Origin of the sequence: Streptomyces hyaluromycini, from assembly GCF_002217755.1 — a bacterium.
GTDB classification, from domain to species: domain Bacteria; phylum Actinomycetota; class Actinomycetes; order Streptomycetales; family Streptomycetaceae; genus Streptomyces; species Streptomyces hyaluromycini.
Map to the genome: position 1 here is coordinate 198,699 of NZ_BCFL01000018.1, position 18,758 is coordinate 217,456.

The following is an 18,758-nucleotide window of genomic DNA, read 5'->3' on the forward strand; positions in this document are numbered from 1 at the left end:
GGGACGCCCGGCCGGGAGGCGACGCCGCCCGGGAAACGGGCGCCGGACTGGGACGAAGCACTGGACGGGGACGGGGTACCGGACGGAGGCGGGGCGCCCGGCCGGGGCGGGGCGCTGCTGGTTGTCGGGGACGTCGTCACCGACGTCGTCGCGCGGTACCGGGGACCGCTCGCGGCCGGCACCGACACGGGCGCGGCGATCCGGACCCTGCCCGGCGGGGCGGGCGCCAATGTGGCCTGCTGGGCCGCCCACACGGGCTGTGCGGACGTACGGCTGCTGGGGCGGGTGGGCGCGGACGCGGCGCAGTGGCACGAGCGGGAGCTGGTCGCCGCCGGGGTGCGGCCCCGGCTCGTGGTGGACCCGGAGGCGGCGACGGGGACGGTGATCTGTCTGGTCGACAACGGTGCCTCGGCCGAGCGCACCTTCCTCACGGACAGCGGGGCGTCCCTGCGACTGGAGCCCGCCGACTGGTCGGACGCGCTGCTCGACGGGGTGGCCCGGCTGCATCTCTCCGGCTATCTGCTGTTCTCCGAACCGAGCCGGGCGCTGGTGGCGGTGGCGCTGGCGGCGGCACGCGCGCGTGGCGTGCCGGTGAGCCTGGACCCGGCGTCGGCCGGGTTTCTCGTGGCACTGGGCGTGGACCGCTTTCTGGAGCTCGTCGAGGGGGTGGACGTCCTGCTGCCGAGCCGGGACGAGGCCTGTCTGCTGACGGGGCTGCCCGATCCGGCGGACGCCGCGGCCAAGCTGAGCCGCCAGGTACCGCTGGTCGTGGCCAAGGCGGGGGCGGACGGCGCGCTGGTGGCCCGGTCGGGCGGCGTCCTGGCACGCGTCCCGGCCGCACCGGCGACGCCCCGGGACACCACGGGCGCCGGTGACGCCTTCACCGGGGCGTTCCTCGCCGCGCTGGTCGCCGGCGCGGACGCTCGGGAGGCGGCGGCGCGGGGCTGCCGGGCGGGCGCACGGGCAGTGGAACGCGTGGGCGCGAGACCGCCCGCCCGCGACTGACCACGCCTCGCCGGGAATGGGCCCCGCTGATCACGGCACCCCGCCGAAGCCGACGCAACCGACCACAGCGGCCCCGCCCGAAGCCGACGCGACCGATCGCAGCGCCCCGCCAGGAGTCAGCGCGACCGATCGCAGCGCCCCGCCAGGAGCCGACGCGACGGCCCACAGCACCCCGCCCGGAGCGTGCGGCACCGACGACGGCACCGCGCCAGGCATCGGCGGGCCTACGCCTTGCGGCCCCATGCCGAGATCATCGGGGCGGTGGCGAGGTCCATGGTGCCCGTCGCCACGTTCGCCAGATGCCGGTCGATGTCCTCGTCGGTGGCCAGGCCGGCCGTGACGAGCCGGTCGCGGATCTGCCGGACGGTGGCCATCTCCAGGGCGGTGCAGGCGGGCGAGGCGACGGGGAAGTAGGCGTCGGCCTCCACCTGGTGCAGCCCGGCCTCGCGGAGCAGCCGCGGGAGCTTGCGGCCGTACGACAGGTCGGCGCCTCGTTCGGCGAGGAGCTTGCGGAAGCCCTGGCGCAGGCGGTTGGCGAGCTGCTGCTCGGGGCCGTACTCGTAGGGGCAGGTCAGAGGCTGGAGGGCAGGGTCGGCGTCCTCGATGAGGAGATGTCCGCCGGGACGCAGTGCCTTGATCATGGAGCGCAACGCCCTTTCCCGGTCCGGCACATGGACCAGGACGAGCCGGGCGTGCACCAGGTCGAAGCCCTCCCCCGGCGGCTCCTCGGCGCCGACGTCGTGGGTGCGGACCTCGACCGGCGCACGGGCGGCCGCGGCGAGCAGCGAGGTGTCGATGTCCGTGGCGACGACCTGACCGGTCGGCCCGACCTTCTCGGCCAGCCAGGACACCACAGAGGTGCCGCCGGCCCCGACCTCCCAGCAGCGCCGGCCCGCTCCGAGACCGAGTGCCTCAAGGTGGCGGAAGGTGGTCGGGTCGAAGAGGCTCGCGAAGGCGTCGAAGCGCTGTGCGGCCTCGCTCTGGCGGTTGTCGAGGAGATATCCGTCGGCCTGTGTCATGAGGGCGATGATCCCAGTTGCCCGGCTTGTCCGCGGCGGCCGACGCTCCGCTGCGGCGGGCGTGCCGTCGGCGGACACGGGGAACCCGGATGACTCCGACAACTCGCGGTCGACCGGCGGGAACCCGGGTCGGGTATCCGGTTGTCCGCAGTTGTCCACAGGCGGGAACCAACCGGAACTCGCCGTTCCCACAGGCTTACCCGTGTCTCACACCGGGCTGGCAGACTTGCCGGGCAAGACGGGAAGCGCTGCACGAGTGGATCCACGCAAGGAGATCCGGATGACGATGGCAGGGAATCTGCGGAAGGTCACGGGGCTGGGCAGGGCCGGCGGCCTGCGCAGGGTGGCGCGGCTGGCCCGACGGCTGCCCCGCGTCGACCTGAACCATCACGCACGGTCTCCACTGGGCTCCTCGGTGGTCAACTGCGTGACGTACCAGGACGGGGTGCGGGTCCCGGAGTGCAGCGATCTGTTCTCCGCCGTGGAACGGGTCCGCAAGAAGGGCGAGGGGTTCGTCTGGCTGGGGCTGCACGAACCGACGGACAGCGAGTTCGCGGGCATCGCCGACCTGTTCGACCTGCACCCGCTGGCCGTGGAGGACGCGGTCGAGGCCCATCAGCGCCCGAAGGTGGAGCGGTACGGCGAGACGCTGTTCGCGGTGTTCAAGACGGTCTGCTACGTCGAGCACGAGAAGCTGACGGCGACCAGCGAGGTGGTCGACACCGGCGAGATCATGGTGTTCGTCGGCGAGGACTTCGTGATCACGGTACGGCACGGCCGGCACGGCTCGCTGGGGCCGCTGCGCGAGGAGCTGGAGGCCACGCCGCACCAGCTCGCCAAGGGGCCGGCGGCGGTTCTGCACGCGATCGCGGACCATGTGGTCGACGACTATCTGAGCGTCACGGACTCGGTGCAGGGCGATATCGACCAGGTCGAGGCGGACGTGTTCGCGGAGAACGGCGCACGGGCCGACCCGGGCCGGATCTACCAGATGAAACGTGAACTGCTGGAACTGAAGCGGGCGGTGGTGCCGCTCGCCAGGCCGATGGAGGAGCTGACCACCCGGCCGATACGGGTGATCGACCCGGAGATACAGGCCTACTTCAGGGATGTGCTCGACCATCTGATGCGGGCGAAGGAACAGATCGCAGCCTTCGACGAGTTGCTCAACTCCATTCTCCAGGCGCATCTGGCGCAGGTGACGGTCGCCCAGAACGAGGACATGCGGAAGATCACGGCCTGGGCGGCGGTGATCGCCGTGCCGACGATGGTGTGCGGCGTGTACGGCATGAACTTCGATCACATGCCGGAGCTGCACTGGCGGTTCGGCTACCCGCTCGTCATCGGCGTCATATCCGTGGCATGTCTGGTGCTGTACCGGGGCTTCAGGCGCAACGGCTGGCTCTGAGCCGTTCGCCCGCGAGCGGCACCTCAGGCGGAGAAGGCGACGACCCTGCGCGGCACGACCCTGATGATCAGGCGGGTCTCGTCGTCCTTCTCGGCGGGCGGGTCGATGCCGAGGTACTTGTGGGAGAGCTCGTGCGGGAGCCGCTTGTCCTCGTCCGGGAGGATCTCGGCGGTGCCGCGGATCTCGGCCGAGTGGTAGGGGTTGGCCAGGTCGAAGACCGTGAGGCTGATGCGGGGGTCACGGCGGAGATTGCGTACCTTCTGGCGGCCGCCGGTGGAGGAGAAGAGCACGGTGTCGCCCTCGCGTTTGATCCAGACCACCGAGTTGTGCGGGGCGCCGTCGGGGCCGAGGGTGGCGACGCTGGCGAAGTTCCTGGCGTCGAGGAGGGCCCGGAGCGAGTCGTCGAAGGTGACGGGAGTGATCGAGGAGGTCGGCATGCAGCCAGGCTACTTAGATGCGCGCGCATATAAAGGCGGTTTGCCGGATCGCCCCCGGGAGCCGGCCGCTGCTGACCGGTCGAGTCCGGACCGGTCGCGTCCAAGCCGGTCGCGTCCGAACCGCCGCCGGGCCGCTCAGCCACTCCATGCCGGGTGGCGCGGGTCGTCGGCGCGGACCAGGACGTCGGCCGTGCCGGCGGGGTCGGTCTCGGCCTCGTAGCGCTCGAAGGCGGGGAGTGTCCAGTGGTCGGTCTCGGGGGTACGGCGGCGCAGGGCGCCGGAGGTCAGAAGGAGGTGGACGGTCAGGTCGAACGGGAACCAGTGCCGCAGCAGGAGCGGTCCGTGCAGCAACAGGAGACCGTCGGGCGGGAGCTGGACATAGGGGCTGCGGGTGGCTCGGTCGGTGACCGGGTCCCACAGGTCGGGCAGGACGCGGCCGGTCCCGCCGGGGTCGAGGGGGCCGAAGACCTCGCGCCACAGGGCGTTGGTGTCGAACCAGCCGCCGTAGTACGACTCCGCGTCACCGCGCCCGTGCTCCAGGCGCAGCGAGGCCGGGCGCAGGAAGCCCTCGGTGCCCACGACCAGCGACGGCCGGCCCCGTACGCGCAGCGCTTCACCGACGCGCTCCGCGAGGTCGCCGGGCAGGGCGGCCGGGGCGCCGTCGAAGGCGACGCGCGGCCAGGCGCTCCCGTCGGCGGGCTTCAGTTCGACCAGCCGCTCGGCGAGGCGCTCGGCGAGCCGGTCCCAGGTGATCGCTTCGAGTCGCACAGGATCATGATGCCGGGTCGGCCGTTCGGGCACGCGGGGCAGGTCGCGGGGCCGGGCAGCGGCGGCGGTGGGGGGCGGGTGTGACGGGCCGCGAGCAGGGCGGGAAGAAGGCGTCGGCCGGCTCACAAGGGGGCGCGGACGACGTGAGATCAGCCCCAGGGAAGGGGAAAGTACCGCATATGACCCGCCTCGCAACTCCCCCTCACCACGGTGGACTTCTGGTCGTGCAGCCGCTGCGGCACAAGCGGTGTGCGGCGTGCAGCCGGGGGCCGCTGTCGCTGCTGGTGGTGGAGGACGGGGTACCGCGGTGCCTGGAGTGTGCCGATCTCGGGCATCTGGTGTTCCTGCCGCGTGGCGATACGGCACTGACCCGGCGATCGCGGGAGGAGAGCACGCTGTCGGCGGTGGTGGTCCGGTACAACCGGCGCAAGAGCCGGTACGAGCGGCAGGGCGTCCTCGTCGAGGAGGCCGCGCTGGCCCGGGCCGAGGCGCGGTGCCTGGCCGACGCCGAGGCACGGCGGCGGCGCCGGGCACGGGACGCGAAGCGGCGGGCGGCCGAGGACGTGCGGTTCACGGAGGCGTTCGCGGCGGAGATCCTGCGCCTGTTTCCGGGCTGCCCGGTGGACCGGGCCCGGGCGATCGCGGCGCACGCGTCGGTGCGGGGCAGCGGGCGGGTCGGGCGGACCGCGGCCGGGCGGGCGCTGTCGGAGGGGGCGGTGATATCGGCGGTGGTGGCGGGGGTACGGCACGTGGACACGCCGTACGACCAGTTGCTGATGAGCGGGGTGCCGCGGTACGAGGCGCGGCGGCGGATCGCGCGGACGGTGGAGGCGGTGCTTCGGGAGTGGGAGGCCGGGGTGGAGATCCGCTTGACCGGGTGACGGCGGGCAGGGAGCAGGAATCGGGACGGCGACGGGGACGGGGACGGAGGTGGACGTGGGAGTGATTCTGATCGGATGTGTATGTGGACGGGTTTCACAGTCATGGGGAAGGGTGGTCTGTGGGCATTGACCTGAGTGGCGGAGGTGTCCAGGGGCGAGAGTGGGGGTGGTGGTCGTGATCGACGGGCCGTATTACGTGCTGGTCCTGCTGGGGGTGCTGGGGACCGGACTGGTGGCGGGGGTGTTCTGCGGGTTCTCGGCCTTCGTGATGCGCGGGCTGGCCTCGTTGCCCCCTGCGCAGGGGGTCGCCGCGATGAACGCGATCAACCGGGCGGCCCTGACCCCGGCGTTCATGCTGGTGTTCGCGGGGGCGGCGGTGGTCTGCGCGATGATCGCGGTGGTGACGTTCGTGGTGTGGCCGGACGACGGGAAGGCGGAGCTGCTGCTGGGCAGCGGGCTGTATCTGTTCGGTTCGTTCGGGCTGACCGCGATGGCGAACGTGCCCCGGAACGAGGCGCTGGCCAAGCTGGAGCCGGGCACCCCGGAGGCCCTGTCCTACTGGCCCGTGTACGTGCGCGACTGGACGCTCTGGAACCACGTGCGCACCGTCGCGTCGGCCGCCGCGGCGCTCGTCTACGTGCTGGCGCTGTCCTGAGGGAGACGTGGGAGCAGACTGACCCCTGGCTGGACGTGGGCTGGATCCCGGCTGGTCCCCGCCTGGTCCCCGGCTGACCCCCGGCTGGCTTCCCCCTGAGGAAACCCCGCCAGAAAGCGCTGTCAGCCACTCTGCGGGCGTCACCGAGGGGACGTATCGTGGCCGAAAGAGTGCCGCCCGATGACGCACGGCCTGGGGCAACCGCACGCGAGGAAGACGACCATGGCCGATCCCAAGGGGTTCATGACCACACCGCGCGAGGAGTGGCCGCGGCGGCCCGTCGAGGAGCGGGTCCGGGACTGGGACGAGGTGTACGTCCCCGGGGCGCTGCTGCCGATCATCAGCAAGCAGGCCGACCGCTGCATGGACTGCGGGGTGCCGTTCTGCCACGACGCGTGTCCGCTGGGGAACCTGATCCCCGAGTGGAACGACCTCGTGTCGCGGGAGGACTGGCGGCGGGCGAGCGACCGGCTGCACGCCACGAACAACTTCCCCGAGTTCACGGGACGGTTGTGCCCGGCGCCGTGCGAGGCGGGGTGTGTGCTCGCGATCAACCAGCCCGCCGTCACGATCAAGAACGTCGAGTGCGCCATCGCGGACCGTGCCTGGGCGGAGGGGTTCGCCTCGCCGCGGCCACCGGAGCGGCTTTCCGGGCGGACCGTCGCGGTGATCGGGTCGGGGCCCACCGGGCTCGCGGCGGCGCAGCAGCTGACCCGGGCCGGTCACACGGTCGCCGTGTACGAGAAGGACGACCGGCTCGGCGGGCTGATGCGCTACGGCATTCCCGAGTTCAAGATGGAGAAGCGTCACCTGGACCGGCGGCTGGGCCAGATGCGGGCCGAGGGGACGAAGTTCCGTACCTCGGTGACGGTCGGGCGGGACGTGCGGGCGACGGAGCTGCGGGCCCGGTACGACGCGGTGGTGATCGCGACCGGGGCCACGGCGTGGCGGGAACTTTCGGTGCCGGGCCGGGAGTTGGACGGGATACAGCAGGCGATGGAGTATCTGCCGCTGGCCAACCGGGTGTGCCAGGGAGATCTGACCGAGTCGCCGATGTCGGCGGCCGGGAAGCATGTGGTGATCGTGGGCGGGGGTGACACGGGGGCGGACTGTCTGGGGACGGCGCTGCGGGAGCGGGCCGCGTCGGTGACCCAGCTGGACATCTACGCGCAGCCGGGCGCCGAGCGGGACGAGGACCTCGAGCCGTGGCCGACGTATCCGAAGATCTACCGGCTGTCGGCGGCGCACGAGGAGGCCCGGGATCTGGAGACGGCGCCCTCGGCGGACGCCGACGCGCGGTTGTTCGCGGCGTCGACGCTTCGCTTCACGGGCGACGAAAGCGGGCATGTGCGGTCGCTGCATCTGGTGGAGGTGGACGAGGCGCGGCTGCCGGTGCCGGGGACCGGGCGGACGCTCCCCGCCGACCTGGTGCTGCTCGCGCTCGGTTTCTCCGGGCCCGACCGGGAGGACGGGCTCATCGACCAGCTGGGAGTGGCGACGGCGCCGCGCGGGACCGTCTCCCGGGACGCGGGGTTCGCCACGAACGTGCCCGGCGTGTTCGCGGCCGGGGACGCGGCGCGTGGGCAGTCGCTGATCGTGTGGGCGATCGCGGAGGGGAGAGCGGTGGCGGCGGCCGTCGACCGCTATCTGACGGGAAGTTCGCAACTGCCGTCGCCTATAACGCCGCACGACCGGCCCCTGACGGTGTAGCCGCCGCTGACGAGTCCGGGGGCGGGGCACGGCGAATGGGGTGGCGGTCGCCGGCGCAGGCGTGGGCGGTGTGGGTTCTCGGGGTTCTCGGCCCTGGGGAGGAGGCGGGGCGTACTGCTGGGGGACGAGCCGGTCGGGGTGTTCTCCTTCCGGCTCACGAACCGTCGTCAGGCGCAGGGCCATCCCCGCGCGTCCCCCCTGTTGACGGCCGGTTCTGGAGGGTGTTGATGACGACGCTCGACGAACGTCATGGGCTGGTCGAGGCGCAGGGCCCCGTCGCCGTTCCGCTGGACCAGCCGCTCGCCGCTCTTCCCCTGCGTGCCGGTGCCAAGGCCGCCAACCTCGCACGGGCCGCGAGTGCCGGGGTGCCGGTGCTCCCCGGATTCGTCGTCCCCGACGGCGCCCACGACGATCCGGCCGCCCTGTGACCGGCCTGGCAGGAGCTCTCCGAGGGCGGTGCCCGGCCGCTGGTCGTACGGTCGTCGTCGCCCCAGGAGGACACCGGGCCCTCGTCGCTGGCGGGGCAGTTCGCGTCCGTTCTCGACGTTCGCGGCTGGGCGGACTTCGGTACGGCGGTAGCGGCCGTGCTCGACGGAACCGTCGCGCCCATGGCGGTGCTGGTCCAGCCGATGCTGACCGCCCGCGTCGGCGGGGTGATGTTCGGGACCGATCCCGTTGCGGGGCGCGCCGACCGGATGCTGGTGAGTGCGGTGCGTGGTGGGCCGGACCGGCTGGTCGGCGGTGAACAGGCGTGACACCGGCGCGGTGCTCACCGCGGCCAACTGCTGCGGCTGGCGCGGCTCGCGCAGGTCCGGCGGTTCCTGGAGGTGGTCGCCGCCGCGCCGGGGCGGGTGTTCGTGCACTGCGGTGCCGGGGTCGGGCGGACCGGGACGATGGCTGCCGCGTATCTCGTGCAGATCGGGGAGCAGTCGCCGGTGGCGGCGGTCCGGCGCAACCTCGCGGTCGGACCGCCGTCGATCGAGCAGATCTACTACGGACTGGGCCTCGGCCGGGACCGGCTGCGGCAGCCGCCGTTCCCGGTGGTGGCCGTCAGCCGGCTGATGGACGCGCCCCGGCGGCTGTGGCCCTGGCTGTGACCTCCGCGTTCTGACGGCTCATGGCCTGCGCGCGCCGCCGTCCGGTGGCCTTGCCGGTGTCGATCACGAGGCACTCCGTAAGCGTCTGCCGTGGTCGATGATCAATTCAGCACCATTACAAAGGAGGTTGAACAAGGAAAAGAAGCAGGTTCAGGAGAGCAGGAAGTCGGCCTCCCCCGCTTTGGCGCCCTCGATGAAGGCCGTCATCTCGTCCGTGGTGTAGATCAGGGCCGGCCCGTCCGGGTCCGTCGACTGGCGGACGGCGATCCGGCCGTCGGCCAGCTTCATCGCCTCCAGGCAGTTGCCCCCGTTGCCGCCGCTCCACGGCTTGTGCCAGCCCTCGCTGCCCAGTTCCCGGGCAGGCATGCCGTTGTAGATCCGCTCGGTGCGGTTCCGCGGCCCGGACTGGGGCTTTATGCGATCCATTCACAGCTCCTTGCGGAGATCCCGGAGGATCTCCTTCGTGCGTTGTGCCGTAGCGGCCTGCGCCGCCATGCGGTCCATGACCTCCAGGTGGGTCGCCACCTCGGTGCGCGCGTCCAGGTAGACGGCGCCGGTCAGGTACTCGCTGTAGACCATGTCCGGCAGTTCGGGCATGGCAAATCGGAACAGCACGAAGGGCCCGTACGTCCCCGGGTGCGGCCCGCTGGAGAACGGGGCGACCTGGAGCGTCACATTGGGCAGCTTCGTGACCTCTAGCAGTCGGTCGATCTGCGCGCGCATCACCTCCGGACCGCCGACCGGGCGGCGCAGGGCGGTCTCGTCCATCACCGCCCAGAAGCGGGGGGCATCGGTACGGGTGAGCAGTTGCTGGCGTTCCATGCGCAGGGCGACATGGCGCTCGATCTCCTCCGGCTCCGTCTGGCCGACGGCGCCGGATTTCAGCACCCCACGCGCGTAGTCCTCGGTCTGCATCAGCCCGGGCACGAAGTGCGGCTCGTAGGAGCGGATCAGGCTCGCCGCGCCCTCCAGGCTGACGTACATGGAGAACCAGCTCGGCAGGATGTCGTGGAACCGCTGCCACCAGCCGGGCCTGTTGGCCTCCTCGGCGAGCCGGACGAAGAGGTCGGCCTCGTCGTCGGTCACCCCGTAGGCCTTCAGGAGCAGTTGGAGGTACGGGATCTTGAGGGCGACCTCGGCCATCTCCATACGGCGGACGGTGGCGGGCGCCACGCGGAGCACACGGGCGGCCTCCTCGCGCTTGAGCCCTGCGCGTTCCCGCAGGTCGAGGAGGCGCCGACCGAGGACCACCTGGCCCACCGTCGGCGCGGACCGCGGCTCGCTCACGCTCCCACCTCCACGAAGTTCCCTGACCGGCCTGCCCATCGGGCTCACCGGCGTCCTGGCCGCCACGCACATACAGGTGTCACCCGGCATGCTGACAGCCCAGCGGCGCCATTCGAAGACTCATTCGAAGATCTGACGGAATGACCGGAATGGCCAGGAAGACCGATGTGACCAAACAGCCGGAACAATCCTGTTCGGTCACATCGGTCGCATTGGCCGGATCGGTCCGCCGAATCCTCACTGATCCCAACTGGCGCCGCTCGACATGCTGTTGCGAGCAGTGTGCCACGGCCCTTCACCGCGTCACACAGCACTCTGCATATTTCAGAGTGACACTTGCCAAGTGTTCACGGCGGGGAGATAGTGGCAAGCGTGATTCCGTCCGCGCCCTTAGGAACAGACGCCGCCGCAGACCGTCTCGGTCTCGGTGCTGATGGGGGTCCTCCTGTGCGAACTCCTTCGAGCGTGGGGGAGGCAGCCGACCCAGGTGAGGGCACCGCCAAGCGCCGGTTCCGGTTCGAACTGGCCGCTCATCCGGGTTCCCCCGCCCAGGCGAGACGCCTGGTGCGTGCCCGGCTGACCGGCTGGTCGGTCTGCGCGGACACCTGCGACACCGCCGCCCTCGTCATATCCGAGCTGGTCACCAACGCGATCGTGCACACCGTGAGCAGTCGCGTCGTGTGCGAGTTGCACGACCATGACGACACGGTGCGTATCGCCGTGCACGACGAGGGCTGTTCGCCCGATGAGCCCCACCCGTCCCCGCAGCGCCCGGAGGAGGAGCACGGGAGGGGATTGCTCCTCGTCGACGCGCTGTGTCAGGCCTGGGGGGCTCAGCAGCACGGGCCCGGGCTGCTGGTCTGGGCGGAGCTGCCGCGCCAGACCGATGCCGCCCGGGACAGCGCCGAACCGCGCAACGACCTGGGCTGGGGTGCTCGCCCCGTTCCGGGGCCGTCGCACGGCTCGCCCCACGGGCCCGCGCACACTCCGGTGCACCCACCGTCGTCGGGCTCCGGCGCGGAGGGGCAGTCCGAGGCTCTGGGGCCGGTGCCCCGGCGGAGGCAGCCATGACCGGCGCGCCCGGCTCCGGCCAGTCGCTGGGCCTCGACACCCTGGTCCGCCTGAAGCGCGACCGCCGGTCGTCCCTCACGGGCGGCGCCGGCGGGTCGTTCCCCGTGCCCGAGGGCATGACGGCGCCGCTGGGCTGCGACGCCGTGGCCGTACCGGCGCGGCTCGGACCGCTGGTGGTACCGCGGCTGCCGCGGGTGGGGTGCGTGTACGCCGATGGCACGCACTGGTGGTGGATCGTCCCGTCGGACTCCGACGACGCCCTCCCCTGGCCCGCCCCGGCCCGCTACAGCCCGGGCGCCCCGCTCCCCGGCACCGCCCGCCTGATCCACCGCCCCGAGGGCACGCTGCCCTACACCCCGCCGATTCCGCTGTACCTGGCCCTCTGCCGGGTGACGGGAACGACACCGGAGTGGTACCGCCCCCTGAGCGCATGACGCTGCGCGGCTTCGGCCGACAGGGGGTACGGCCGACCGGTGCCGGCGCGAGGTGACCGGCCGTCGGAAGTACGAGACACCTTCGGGCTCGCCTCGGGGTCGCCTCGGTCCGCACCCCCCGCGCACTCCCCCACGCCCCGCAAGCCTCGTCGCGCGCCCTGCCCGGTGGCCGCTCCGCCCGCGATAGTGGCCGTTCGTCCACGACCACGGCCCCGGGGAGGATCGCGGTGAGGAAGAGGCGGGACACGGCGGCGTCCGAGGTGTCGGAGTCGGAGCAGCTGCTGTTCGGGGGACCGCTCCGCTACGACATGGGCTGGAGCCAGCACGGGAACGCCTTCCTGGAGCTGGACTTCCGCGCCATGATGACCCGGCTGCCCGGCATGCTCGCGTCCAGTCTGCGGCTGGCCCGGCAGGCGGACGCCCCGGCCGCGCGGATCGTGCTGGCCTCGCAGGTGGGCGTCGGGGTGGCCCAGGCGGTGAGCCTGCTCGCCGTGAACAGCGTGCTGGGCCGGCTGATCGGCTCCGGCACCATCGAGGAACGGCTGCGCAGCGCCGCCCCCGCACTGGTGATCATGGCCGTGGTCATGTTCGTGGCCGCCCTGCTGCGCGCGGCGTCCACGTACGCCACCGGCCGCCTGGAACCCAAGGTCGAGCGGGTGGCGACCGAGATGTACCTGGAGCGGGCCGCGGCCGTCGAACTCGCCGCGATCGAGGACCACGCCTTCCACAAACTGCTGGACACCGCGCAGTACGGCGCTTCCTCGGCCCGCCGCATGATCAGTTACGGCACCCGCGTGGTGAACGCGATGATCTCGCTGATCACCGCGGCCGGTGTGCTGACCGTGCTGCACCCGGCCCTCCTCCCGCTGCTGATCACGATGACGATCCCGAGCGCCTGGGGCGCCCTGACCAACGCCAGGCGCCGCTACGAGTCGTTCCACACCTGGGTGCAGCACGCCCGCGCCGGCCACCTGATCAGCGCCCTGCTCACCGAGCCGGAGGCGGCGCCGGAGATCCGGGTGCACGGGGTCGGCCCGTTCCTGCTGCGGCACTACCGGGCGATGTCGGAGACGGCCGAGGCGGAACAGGCCCGGCTGGCCCGGCTCGCGGCCCGTACCGGCCTGATCGCGGCGGCCTGGACCGGCCTCGCGACCGTCGCCACCTACGCGACGCTGGGCGGGCTGCTGCTGAGCGGGGCGATGGCCCTGTCGGTGGCCGGAACGGCGGTGATCGCGATCCGCTCCGGCTCGGCGAGCCTCAACACCCTCGTGCTGGAGATCAACACGCTGCACGAGGAGGCGCTGTTCGTCGGCGACCTGGAGCGGCTGTACGTCGAGGCGGCGGACCGCGCGATCCCGGTCGGCGGCGATCCGCTCCCCGACGACCCGCAGGAGATCCGCTTCGAGAACGTCACCTTCGCCTATCCGAGTGATCACCCGGACGATGCCACCCGCCCGGCCCTGGACGACGTCACCCTCACCCTCCCCCTCGGCCGGATCGTCGCCCTGGTCGGCGAGAACGGCTCCGGCAAGACCACCCTGGTCAAGCTGCTGGCCGGGCTGTACCAGCCGGACCGCGGCCGCATCCTGTGGGACGGCGTCGACGCGGCGCGGGCCGACCGGCACCGGCTCGCCGAACGCATCGCCATGGTCGCCCAGGACTTCAAGCGCTGGCCGTTCACCGCCAAGGTCAACGTGGCCGTCGGCCGCTCATCGGCACCGCTCACCGACGAACGGCTGGCCGCCTCGGTCACGGAGGCGGGCGCCGAGGAGGTGGTCGACGATCTGCCGCGCGGTCTGGACACCCTGCTGGCCCGCAACTTCAGCGGCGGGCACGAGCTGTCCGGCGGCCAGTGGCAGCGGCTGGGCATCGCGCGGGCCGCCTACCGGCGCGGTCACATCCTGATCGTGGACGAGCCGACGGCCGCCCTGGACGCCCGCGCCGAGCTGGAGGTCTTCGAGAAGATCCGCGCACTGGCGGGCAACGGGCAGACCGTCGTACTGATCACGCACCGGCTGGCGTCGGTCCGGCACGCGGATCTGGTGCACGTCCTCGACCAGGGCCGGGTGGTGGAGTCGGGCACCCCCGACGAACTCCTGGCGAGCGGCGGTGTCTACGCAGAGCTGTACGCGCTCCAGGCGGACCAGTTCACGGCGAAGCTGCCGGTCCGCAAGGCCAGTTGACCCGTCGGCTAGGCCCTGTCGTTTGGATCAGCCTGGCTATGAGGTGCGGCACCTTTCGACCGACCCGAGCGGGGCCTGGTGCGTGCAGCTGCAAGGCGGAGGAGGCGTAGACGATCAGCCGCTGCCGCGGCGGGCGACGCGGTGGGGGCACCTCCCGGCCGAAGGCTGGGGGACGTCGGCGAGTGACGACAACGCCGCTGGGGGTCCCCCCACGCTTTTAAGGCAGTGGGGGAGTGCGTGCCAGCCCCCGCGACGCCGGGATGATCCAAACGACAGGGCCTAGGCCTCGGCACCGCCGGTGCCGCGCACGATGACCAGGAACGTGTCCGTGGCCAGATCCATCACGACCTCGGCAGGCAGCCCTTCCAGCCGCCGCGCCTGCGCGAACTCCTCCGCAGGCCATGATCCTCGCGGTCCGCCTGCGGGAAAGCGTTCGAGCACGGTTCGCCCGCTCACCATCCTGCACCTCCAGAAATGCGTCGTACCTCTAGGAGTTAACGCTCTGGAGAACGCGAATGGCTCGCCCGGTGACGCTACTGAGACATAGTCGACACGCCGTCGGCGCGGACGGTGAGGGTCCGTTGACTTTCGGCCACTTCCGTGACCGACTGTGTCAGTCTTCGTACTCGTCGTGATAACGGACGCGGTCGCTGCCCTCCGGCACCCGGCCGAGGGCCGTCAGGTCGAGCAGGGAGGTGGTCGTGCCGAGTCCGTCGAGGCCGCCGTCGTACACCGAATAGGTGTGGAAGACCCGGTCGTGCTCCCGCAGGAAGCAGCTGATCCCGGGCCGTTCGACCGGTTCGTCGTCCACGACGATGGTCGCCTCGAAGTCGCGGTTGAAGTCGCGGTTGAAGTCGCCGTGGTACGAGGAGTACCAGGGCAGCGTCCAGCCCATCCGCGCCTTGAACGGCAGGATCCTGGTGAACGGCGCCCGGGAGACCACCGCGAACGAGGTGCCGCGCGCCCGCAGATGGGCGAGATGGCCGATCTGGTCCAGGAAGGCGGCGCAGCCGGGGCAGCCGGCCTCCCACTCCGGGGCGAACATGTAGTGATGGACGACGAGTTGGACCCGCCCGTCGAAGAGGTCCAACAAAGTCGCCTTGCCGTCGCCCCCTTCGAAGACGTACTCCGGATCCACCTCGACCATGGGCAGCCGGCGCCGCTCGGCACTCAGCGCCTCCCTGGCCCGCGCGAGCGCCTCCTCCTTGTCCAGTAACTCCGCACGCGCGGCGCGCCACCGCTCACGCGAGACGATCTCCGGAAGCGACATGGGGCCCTCCTGTACAACGGTCGGTTCCGGGTGGTGACCGCGGGAGGGCGGAGAACTCATCGGTGCGGCCGGAGTTTTTTTCGGGCGAGCCACGGCAGGCGGGAGCGGAGCTCATCGCCCCGACGTACGGCACGGTCCTCGACCCGGGTGAGCCGAACCGCGCATCCGGTCCCGGCTCTGTCGCGGCGCGGGCCGGACGAGCACGCTGGCCGCACCACCTCCTGGAAGGAGCCCGGCATGCTCCTGGGCACCTGGAACCTCGAAAACCTCTACCGGCCCGGCAGCCCCTACGGCCCCAAGGACAAGTCCGCCTACGAGGCGAAGCTCGCCGCCCTCGCCTCCGTGATCGGCGCGCTCGACCCGACCCTGCTCGGCGTCCAGGAGGTCGGGGACCCCGACGCCTTGGCGGACCTGGCCGAACTGCTGGGCCCGAGCTGGCTGTTCGCCCTCTCCTCGCACCCCGACGGCCGGGGCATCCGGGTCGGCTTCCTGGCCCGAACCGAGCTGACGGTGACCGCCGACACGGCCGCGTTCCCGGCCGGCCTGCGCCCGGTGCAGACGGACGACTCGGGCGGGACCGCCGCCGGGGCCGGGCGCGGCTTCCTGGCGGTCACGGTCCAGGCCCCGGCCGGACCGCTCACGGTGGCGGTGGCCCACCTCAAGTCCAAGCTGCTGACCTACCCCGGCGACCGTTTCTACCCGCACGACGAGGGCGAACGGGCGCGCTACGGGGCGTACGCCCTCTACCGGCGCGCCGCCGAGGCGACGGCGCTGCGGGCACTGGCGGACGAACTGCTCGCCGGGCAGGGCACGTCCCGCGACATCGCGGTCCTCGGCGACCTCAACGACGAGGTACAGGCGGCCACCACCCAGATCCTCCTCGGCCCGCCCGGCTCCGAACTCGGCACCACCGGCTACGACCACGCCGACAAGGGCGACGCCGTACGGCTGTGGGACACGGCCCCGCGCATACCGGCCGACCAGCGCTACTCCCGCGTCGACTCCGGGCGGCACGAACTGATCGACCACATACTCCTCAGCCACCGGCTGGTGCACCGGTTGTCGGAGGCGGGCACGGGAGTGCCGGGCACCACCGCACCGCCGGACCTGCCGTCGGTGGGCGAGGACCCGGCGAAGCGGCGCGGGGTCCCGGGCTCGGACCATGCACCGGTGTGGGCACGGTTCACGGACTGAGACCGCGCACCGCCCACGGGTTGGGTACCGCCCACGGCTTGGGTGCCGCCCACGGCTTGGGTGCCGCCCACGGCTTGGGTGTCGCCCGCGCTTCGGGCACCGCCCACGCCTTGGGCGCCGACCTGCTGACTACGCGGCGACCGGCATCCGCGGCACCACGAGCCCGAGCCGCTGCCCGTCCCGCTCCAACTCGGCGGCAAGGTCTTCGAGTTGCCGGGTGTGCCGGGCGGTGAGCCGCCCCGTCTCGTCGAGGTGCACGGCACACGCGGTGGTGGTGTCCACGAGCCGTTCGAGTACGGCGGCCACGGCGTCCGTGCCCTCGGTGTGCCGGGCGAGGGCGGGCAGTTCGGCGGCGGCGAGGGCGATCGCGGTGCGGGCCTCGGCGAGGGTGCGGTAGGCCTCGCGGCGCAGCGCCCAGCGCTCGCCGCGGTCGCCGGAGCCGCTCAGTACGTGGTCGAGATAGGCGTGTGCGGCCCGCCCGGCCGACCCGAGGCGGGCCCGCACCCCGCCACCCCGTTTCCCCGCCATCGGCAGATGGCCGACGATCAGCACGATCGCGCAGGCCAGCAGTGTCTCGCCGATGCGGCTGACGGAGGCCTGCGGTTCGCCGCCGACCATGACCAGGGCGAGTACGAGGACGGTGACGACGGCGGTCTGGGCGCCGAAGTGCCGGGTGGACACCGGGATGACCGCCCCGCAGACGGCCACCAGCGCGATGAGCCCTTCGGGCCGGGGCAGTACCGCGGCGAGGCCCGCGAAGACGAGGGCGCCGAGCACGGTGCCCGCGGCCCGGCACAGCACCCGGGAGGCGAGCGGCCCGAGGTCGGGCTTGACGAGGAAGACGGCGGTGGCGGGCAGCCAGTACCAGTGCTGGTGCTCGCCGTACCAGCGGGCGTGGTGCAGGGCCTGGGCGATGGCGGCGCTGGCCCCGAAGCAGAGGGCGACCCGCAGCCCGTACTCCCGCCCGCCGCTGCCGAGCGCGGCCCGTACGAGGTCGAGGGCGGGGCGGCGCCGGGCCGGTGGCCGCTGCTCGCCGCCCTGGGCCCGGTCGAAGGTCTCCGCGGCGCGCAGCAGGGCGCCGTCGAGAGCGCGCAGTGCGGGCGCGGACCGCGAGGGTGCGGGCAGCGGCCCGGTGCCGCCGTTCGCCCGGACGGCGAGGGCGAGCCGCCGGGGTCCCTCGGCCGCCCGCGCGGATATCGGCTCCCCGGCCCAGGCGAGGGCGGTGGCCGCCTCGGCGAGGGGCAGGGCCGCGGCGTACTGCGCATGCAGCCGGCGTTCGGCGGCGGAACTGGCGTACCGCCGCAGCCGGGGCCCGGTGAGCGCGTCCTGGGCGTGGTCGAGCGCGGCGGTGAGGGCGGCGCGCCGGGGGCCGGCCGCCGCGCCGCCCACCGCGTCGAGCAGGTCGGCGACGGCGTCGTACACGGCTCCGACGGCGTCCCGTTCCCCGTCGAAGCGGAAGTCACCGGCGATCGCGCCGGGGGTGGGCAGGGCGAGCCGCAGCACCAGCAGCCATCCGGCCCCGGCGAGGAAGGCGAGGGCCCGCTGCCAGCCCGCCTCGGCGACCGGCATCCCGGCGCCGATTGCGGCGGCGACCAGCAACTGCGTCCCGGCTCCGGAGGCGACGGTCCCGACGGCACTCATGCCGCCGGCGACCAGCCCGAGTCCGGTGAGCAGCAGGGTCAGGGGTACGGCGGTGAGGTGCTCCCCGCCGTACGTCCCGACGAGCAGCCCGAGCGCACCGGCTGCCGCGGGCACCCCGAGCCGCCGTACGGCCGACCGCCGGCTGCCCGGCCGGTCGTTGATCCCGGCGAGCATGGCGGCGATGGCGGCGACGACGCCGAGGGAGGTGCGGTGGAGCAGGACGGCGGTGAGCAGCAACGGCCCGGCGGCCAGCGCCCCTCTGGTCACCGCGCTCCAGGGCACGGGCCCGCGCTGGGCGCGCAGGGCGTGGGCGAGCCAGGGCGGCAGGGCGTTACGACGGGACACGGGGCTCCTGTCCGGACGAGGGCGGGGTGTGCCTTCGGGCGACGGTGGCCGGGCTGTTGGCTTCGGTGTCCACGGTAGATCGTGTTCCGGTACGGAAAGGTGCGTTCGCATTTCATGGGTGTGACAAGTGCCCCGGAGAGCCGCGTTCTTTATGAACGCAATTCCGTGCGGGCCCGATTCGGGGCGGAACGCGAGCGGGCCCGAGGGCGTAGCCTGCCCCCGGGCCCCGGAATGCCACCCATCGTCACACGCCGGCACACTTGAGAACCCGGGTCAGTCGTAAGGTCGCCGCGTCCTTCCTTTGGACCACCACGCATCGAGCTGCGCGGGCAGGACTTGAACCTGCATTTCGA

Annotated in this window: 20 protein-coding genes; 12 read left to right on the top strand and 8 right to left on the bottom strand. The window is 72.5% G+C overall.

Annotated elements, in window-relative coordinates; genetic code table 11:
* Positions 1-60 precede the first annotated feature (60 nt).
* Positions 61-1,005 carry a carbohydrate kinase family protein gene (locus SSP29_RS14040; RefSeq protein ID WP_089101605.1) on the top strand — a complete coding sequence of 315 codons (945 nt, stop codon included), beginning with the start codon at positions 61-63 and terminating at the stop codon, positions 1,003-1,005.
* Between the two features lie 224 nt (positions 1,006-1,229).
* Here SSP29_RS14040 and SSP29_RS14045 read toward each other — a convergent pair whose 3' ends face one another.
* Entirely contained in the window at positions 1,230-2,024 is a 795-nt protein-coding gene (locus SSP29_RS14045) for a methyltransferase (RefSeq protein ID WP_089100957.1), read from the bottom strand.
* Positions 2,025-2,304: 280 nt separating this feature from the next.
* Between SSP29_RS14045 and SSP29_RS14050 the strand changes: the two genes are divergently transcribed.
* Positions 2,305-3,432, top strand: a complete 1,128-nt coding sequence (locus tag SSP29_RS14050) for a magnesium and cobalt transport protein CorA (RefSeq protein WP_089100958.1) — start codon at positions 2,305-2,307, stop codon at positions 3,430-3,432.
* Between the two features lie 23 nt (positions 3,433-3,455).
* On the opposite strand, the gene SSP29_RS14055 is transcribed toward SSP29_RS14050, so the two are convergent.
* Positions 3,456-3,869 (bottom strand): PPOX class F420-dependent oxidoreductase, encoded by a 414-nt coding sequence (locus tag SSP29_RS14055; RefSeq protein WP_089100959.1) that lies wholly within the window; start codon positions 3,867-3,869, stop codon positions 3,456-3,458.
* Positions 3,870-4,004: 135 nt separating this feature from the next.
* Positions 4,005-4,637 carry a nucleoside/nucleotide kinase family protein gene (locus SSP29_RS14060; RefSeq protein WP_089100960.1) on the bottom strand — a complete coding sequence of 211 codons (633 nt, stop codon included), beginning with the start codon at positions 4,635-4,637 and terminating at the stop codon, positions 4,005-4,007.
* Positions 4,638-4,816: 179 nt separating this feature from the next.
* Here SSP29_RS14060 and SSP29_RS14065 point away from each other — a divergent pair, with 179 nt between their 5' ends.
* The 6 genes from SSP29_RS14065 to SSP29_RS59710 all read left to right on the top strand — a co-directional run bounded on the left by SSP29_RS14065 (position 4,817) and on the right by SSP29_RS59710 (position 8,980).
* Positions 4,817-5,518, top strand: coding sequence for a DUF2293 domain-containing protein (locus tag SSP29_RS14065; RefSeq protein ID WP_089100961.1), 702 nt, complete (start codon positions 4,817-4,819; stop codon positions 5,516-5,518).
* A gap of 175 nt (positions 5,519-5,693) precedes the next feature.
* Positions 5,694-6,173: an anthrone oxygenase family protein gene (locus tag SSP29_RS14070; RefSeq protein ID WP_089101606.1), complete on the top strand. Its 480-nt coding sequence runs from the start codon at positions 5,694-5,696 to the stop codon at positions 6,171-6,173.
* Positions 6,174-6,395: 222 nt separating this feature from the next.
* Positions 6,396-7,883 carry a glutamate synthase subunit beta gene (locus SSP29_RS14075; RefSeq protein ID WP_089100962.1) on the top strand — a complete coding sequence of 496 codons (1,488 nt, stop codon included), beginning with the start codon at positions 6,396-6,398 and terminating at the stop codon, positions 7,881-7,883.
* 227 nt (positions 7,884-8,110) lie between these two features.
* Entirely contained in the window at positions 8,111-8,311 is a 201-nt protein-coding gene (locus SSP29_RS59695; protein WP_150134133.1) for a hypothetical protein, read from the top strand.
* A 180-nt stretch (positions 8,312-8,491) separates the two neighbouring features.
* Positions 8,492-8,638, top strand: a complete 147-nt coding sequence (locus tag SSP29_RS61190) for a PEP/pyruvate-binding domain-containing protein (protein WP_150134134.1) — start codon at positions 8,492-8,494, stop codon at positions 8,636-8,638.
* A 36-nt stretch (positions 8,639-8,674) separates the two neighbouring features.
* Positions 8,675-8,980, top strand: coding sequence for a phosphatase domain-containing protein (locus SSP29_RS59710; RefSeq protein ID WP_275539763.1), 306 nt, complete (start codon positions 8,675-8,677; stop codon positions 8,978-8,980).
* Between the two features lie 150 nt (positions 8,981-9,130).
* On the opposite strand, the gene SSP29_RS14090 is transcribed toward SSP29_RS59710, so the two are convergent.
* Both SSP29_RS14090 and SSP29_RS14095 read right to left on the bottom strand, forming a co-directional pair.
* Positions 9,131-9,406 carry a DUF397 domain-containing protein gene (locus SSP29_RS14090; RefSeq protein ID WP_089100964.1) on the bottom strand — a complete coding sequence of 92 codons (276 nt, stop codon included), beginning with the start codon at positions 9,404-9,406 and terminating at the stop codon, positions 9,131-9,133.
* Complete coding sequence (locus SSP29_RS14095) at positions 9,407-10,267, bottom strand: Sco1979 family transcriptional regulator (protein ID WP_089100965.1); 861 nt, start codon at positions 10,265-10,267, stop codon at positions 9,407-9,409. It abuts the gene before it with no gap.
* A gap of 363 nt (positions 10,268-10,630) precedes the next feature.
* Here SSP29_RS14095 and SSP29_RS14100 point away from each other — a divergent pair, with 363 nt between their 5' ends.
* The 3 genes from SSP29_RS14100 (at position 10,631) to SSP29_RS14110 (ending at position 13,955) form a co-directional block, all read left to right on the top strand.
* Positions 10,631-11,338, top strand: coding sequence for an ATP-binding protein (locus SSP29_RS14100; RefSeq protein WP_089100966.1), 708 nt, complete (start codon positions 10,631-10,633; stop codon positions 11,336-11,338).
* Positions 11,335-11,772, top strand: coding sequence for a hypothetical protein (locus tag SSP29_RS14105; protein ID WP_089100967.1), 438 nt, complete (start codon positions 11,335-11,337; stop codon positions 11,770-11,772). The genes SSP29_RS14100 and SSP29_RS14105 overlap by 4 nt, the downstream gene beginning before the upstream one ends.
* Positions 11,773-12,080: 308 nt before the next feature.
* The gene (locus SSP29_RS14110) at positions 12,081-13,955 is read left to right on the top strand and encodes an ABC transporter ATP-binding protein (protein ID WP_089101607.1); all 1,875 of its coding nucleotides are present in this window, start codon (positions 12,081-12,083) and stop codon (positions 13,953-13,955) included.
* Positions 13,956-14,234: 279 nt separating this feature from the next.
* On the opposite strand, the gene SSP29_RS55590 is transcribed toward SSP29_RS14110, so the two are convergent.
* Positions 14,235-14,414 carry a DUF8839 family protein gene (locus SSP29_RS55590; protein WP_089100968.1) on the bottom strand — a complete coding sequence of 60 codons (180 nt, stop codon included), beginning with the start codon at positions 14,412-14,414 and terminating at the stop codon, positions 14,235-14,237.
* 154 nt (positions 14,415-14,568) lie between these two features.
* Positions 14,569-15,225, bottom strand: coding sequence for a DUF899 domain-containing protein (locus SSP29_RS14120; RefSeq protein ID WP_089100969.1), 657 nt, complete (start codon positions 15,223-15,225; stop codon positions 14,569-14,571).
* 237 nt (positions 15,226-15,462) lie between these two features.
* Here SSP29_RS14120 and SSP29_RS14125 point away from each other — a divergent pair, with 237 nt between their 5' ends.
* Entirely contained in the window at positions 15,463-16,419 is a 957-nt protein-coding gene (locus SSP29_RS14125) for an endonuclease/exonuclease/phosphatase family protein (RefSeq protein ID WP_089100970.1), read from the top strand.
* Between the two features lie 129 nt (positions 16,420-16,548).
* Here SSP29_RS14125 and SSP29_RS14130 read toward each other — a convergent pair whose 3' ends face one another.
* Positions 16,549-18,405 (bottom strand): FUSC family protein, encoded by a 1,857-nt coding sequence (locus SSP29_RS14130; RefSeq protein ID WP_245883102.1) that lies wholly within the window; start codon positions 18,403-18,405, stop codon positions 16,549-16,551.
* Positions 18,406-18,758 lie beyond the last annotated feature (353 nt).

Bases quoted from the DNA above. Each gene is read 5' to 3' on its own strand.
- SSP29_RS14090 (WP_089100964.1), bottom strand. From the start codon at position 9,406: ATGGATCGCATAAAGCCCCAGTCCGGGCCGCGGAACCGCACCGAGCGG.
- SSP29_RS14065 (WP_089100961.1), top strand. From the start codon at position 4,817: ATGACCCGCCTCGCAACTCCCCCTCACCACGGTGGACTTCTGGTCGTG.
- SSP29_RS14050 (WP_089100958.1), top strand. From the start codon at position 2,305: ATGACGATGGCAGGGAATCTGCGGAAGGTCACGGGGCTGGGCAGGGCC.
- SSP29_RS61190 (WP_150134134.1), top strand. From the start codon at position 8,492: ATGGCGGTGCTGGTCCAGCCGATGCTGACCGCCCGCGTCGGCGGGGTG.
- SSP29_RS14045 (WP_089100957.1), bottom strand. From the start codon at position 2,024: ATGACACAGGCCGACGGATATCTCCTCGACAACCGCCAGAGCGAGGCC.
- SSP29_RS59695 (WP_150134133.1), top strand. From the start codon at position 8,111: ATGACGACGCTCGACGAACGTCATGGGCTGGTCGAGGCGCAGGGCCCC.
- SSP29_RS55590 (WP_089100968.1), bottom strand. From the start codon at position 14,414: ATGGTGAGCGGGCGAACCGTGCTCGAACGCTTTCCCGCAGGCGGACCG.
- SSP29_RS14110 (WP_089101607.1), top strand. From the start codon at position 12,081: ATGGGCTGGAGCCAGCACGGGAACGCCTTCCTGGAGCTGGACTTCCGC.
- SSP29_RS14120 (WP_089100969.1), bottom strand. From the start codon at position 15,225: ATGTCGCTTCCGGAGATCGTCTCGCGTGAGCGGTGGCGCGCCGCGCGT.
- SSP29_RS14055 (WP_089100959.1), bottom strand. From the start codon at position 3,869: ATGCCGACCTCCTCGATCACTCCCGTCACCTTCGACGACTCGCTCCGG.
- SSP29_RS14125 (WP_089100970.1), top strand. From the start codon at position 15,463: ATGCTCCTGGGCACCTGGAACCTCGAAAACCTCTACCGGCCCGGCAGC.
- SSP29_RS14075 (WP_089100962.1), top strand. From the start codon at position 6,396: ATGGCCGATCCCAAGGGGTTCATGACCACACCGCGCGAGGAGTGGCCG.
- SSP29_RS14105 (WP_089100967.1), top strand. From the start codon at position 11,335: ATGACCGGCGCGCCCGGCTCCGGCCAGTCGCTGGGCCTCGACACCCTG.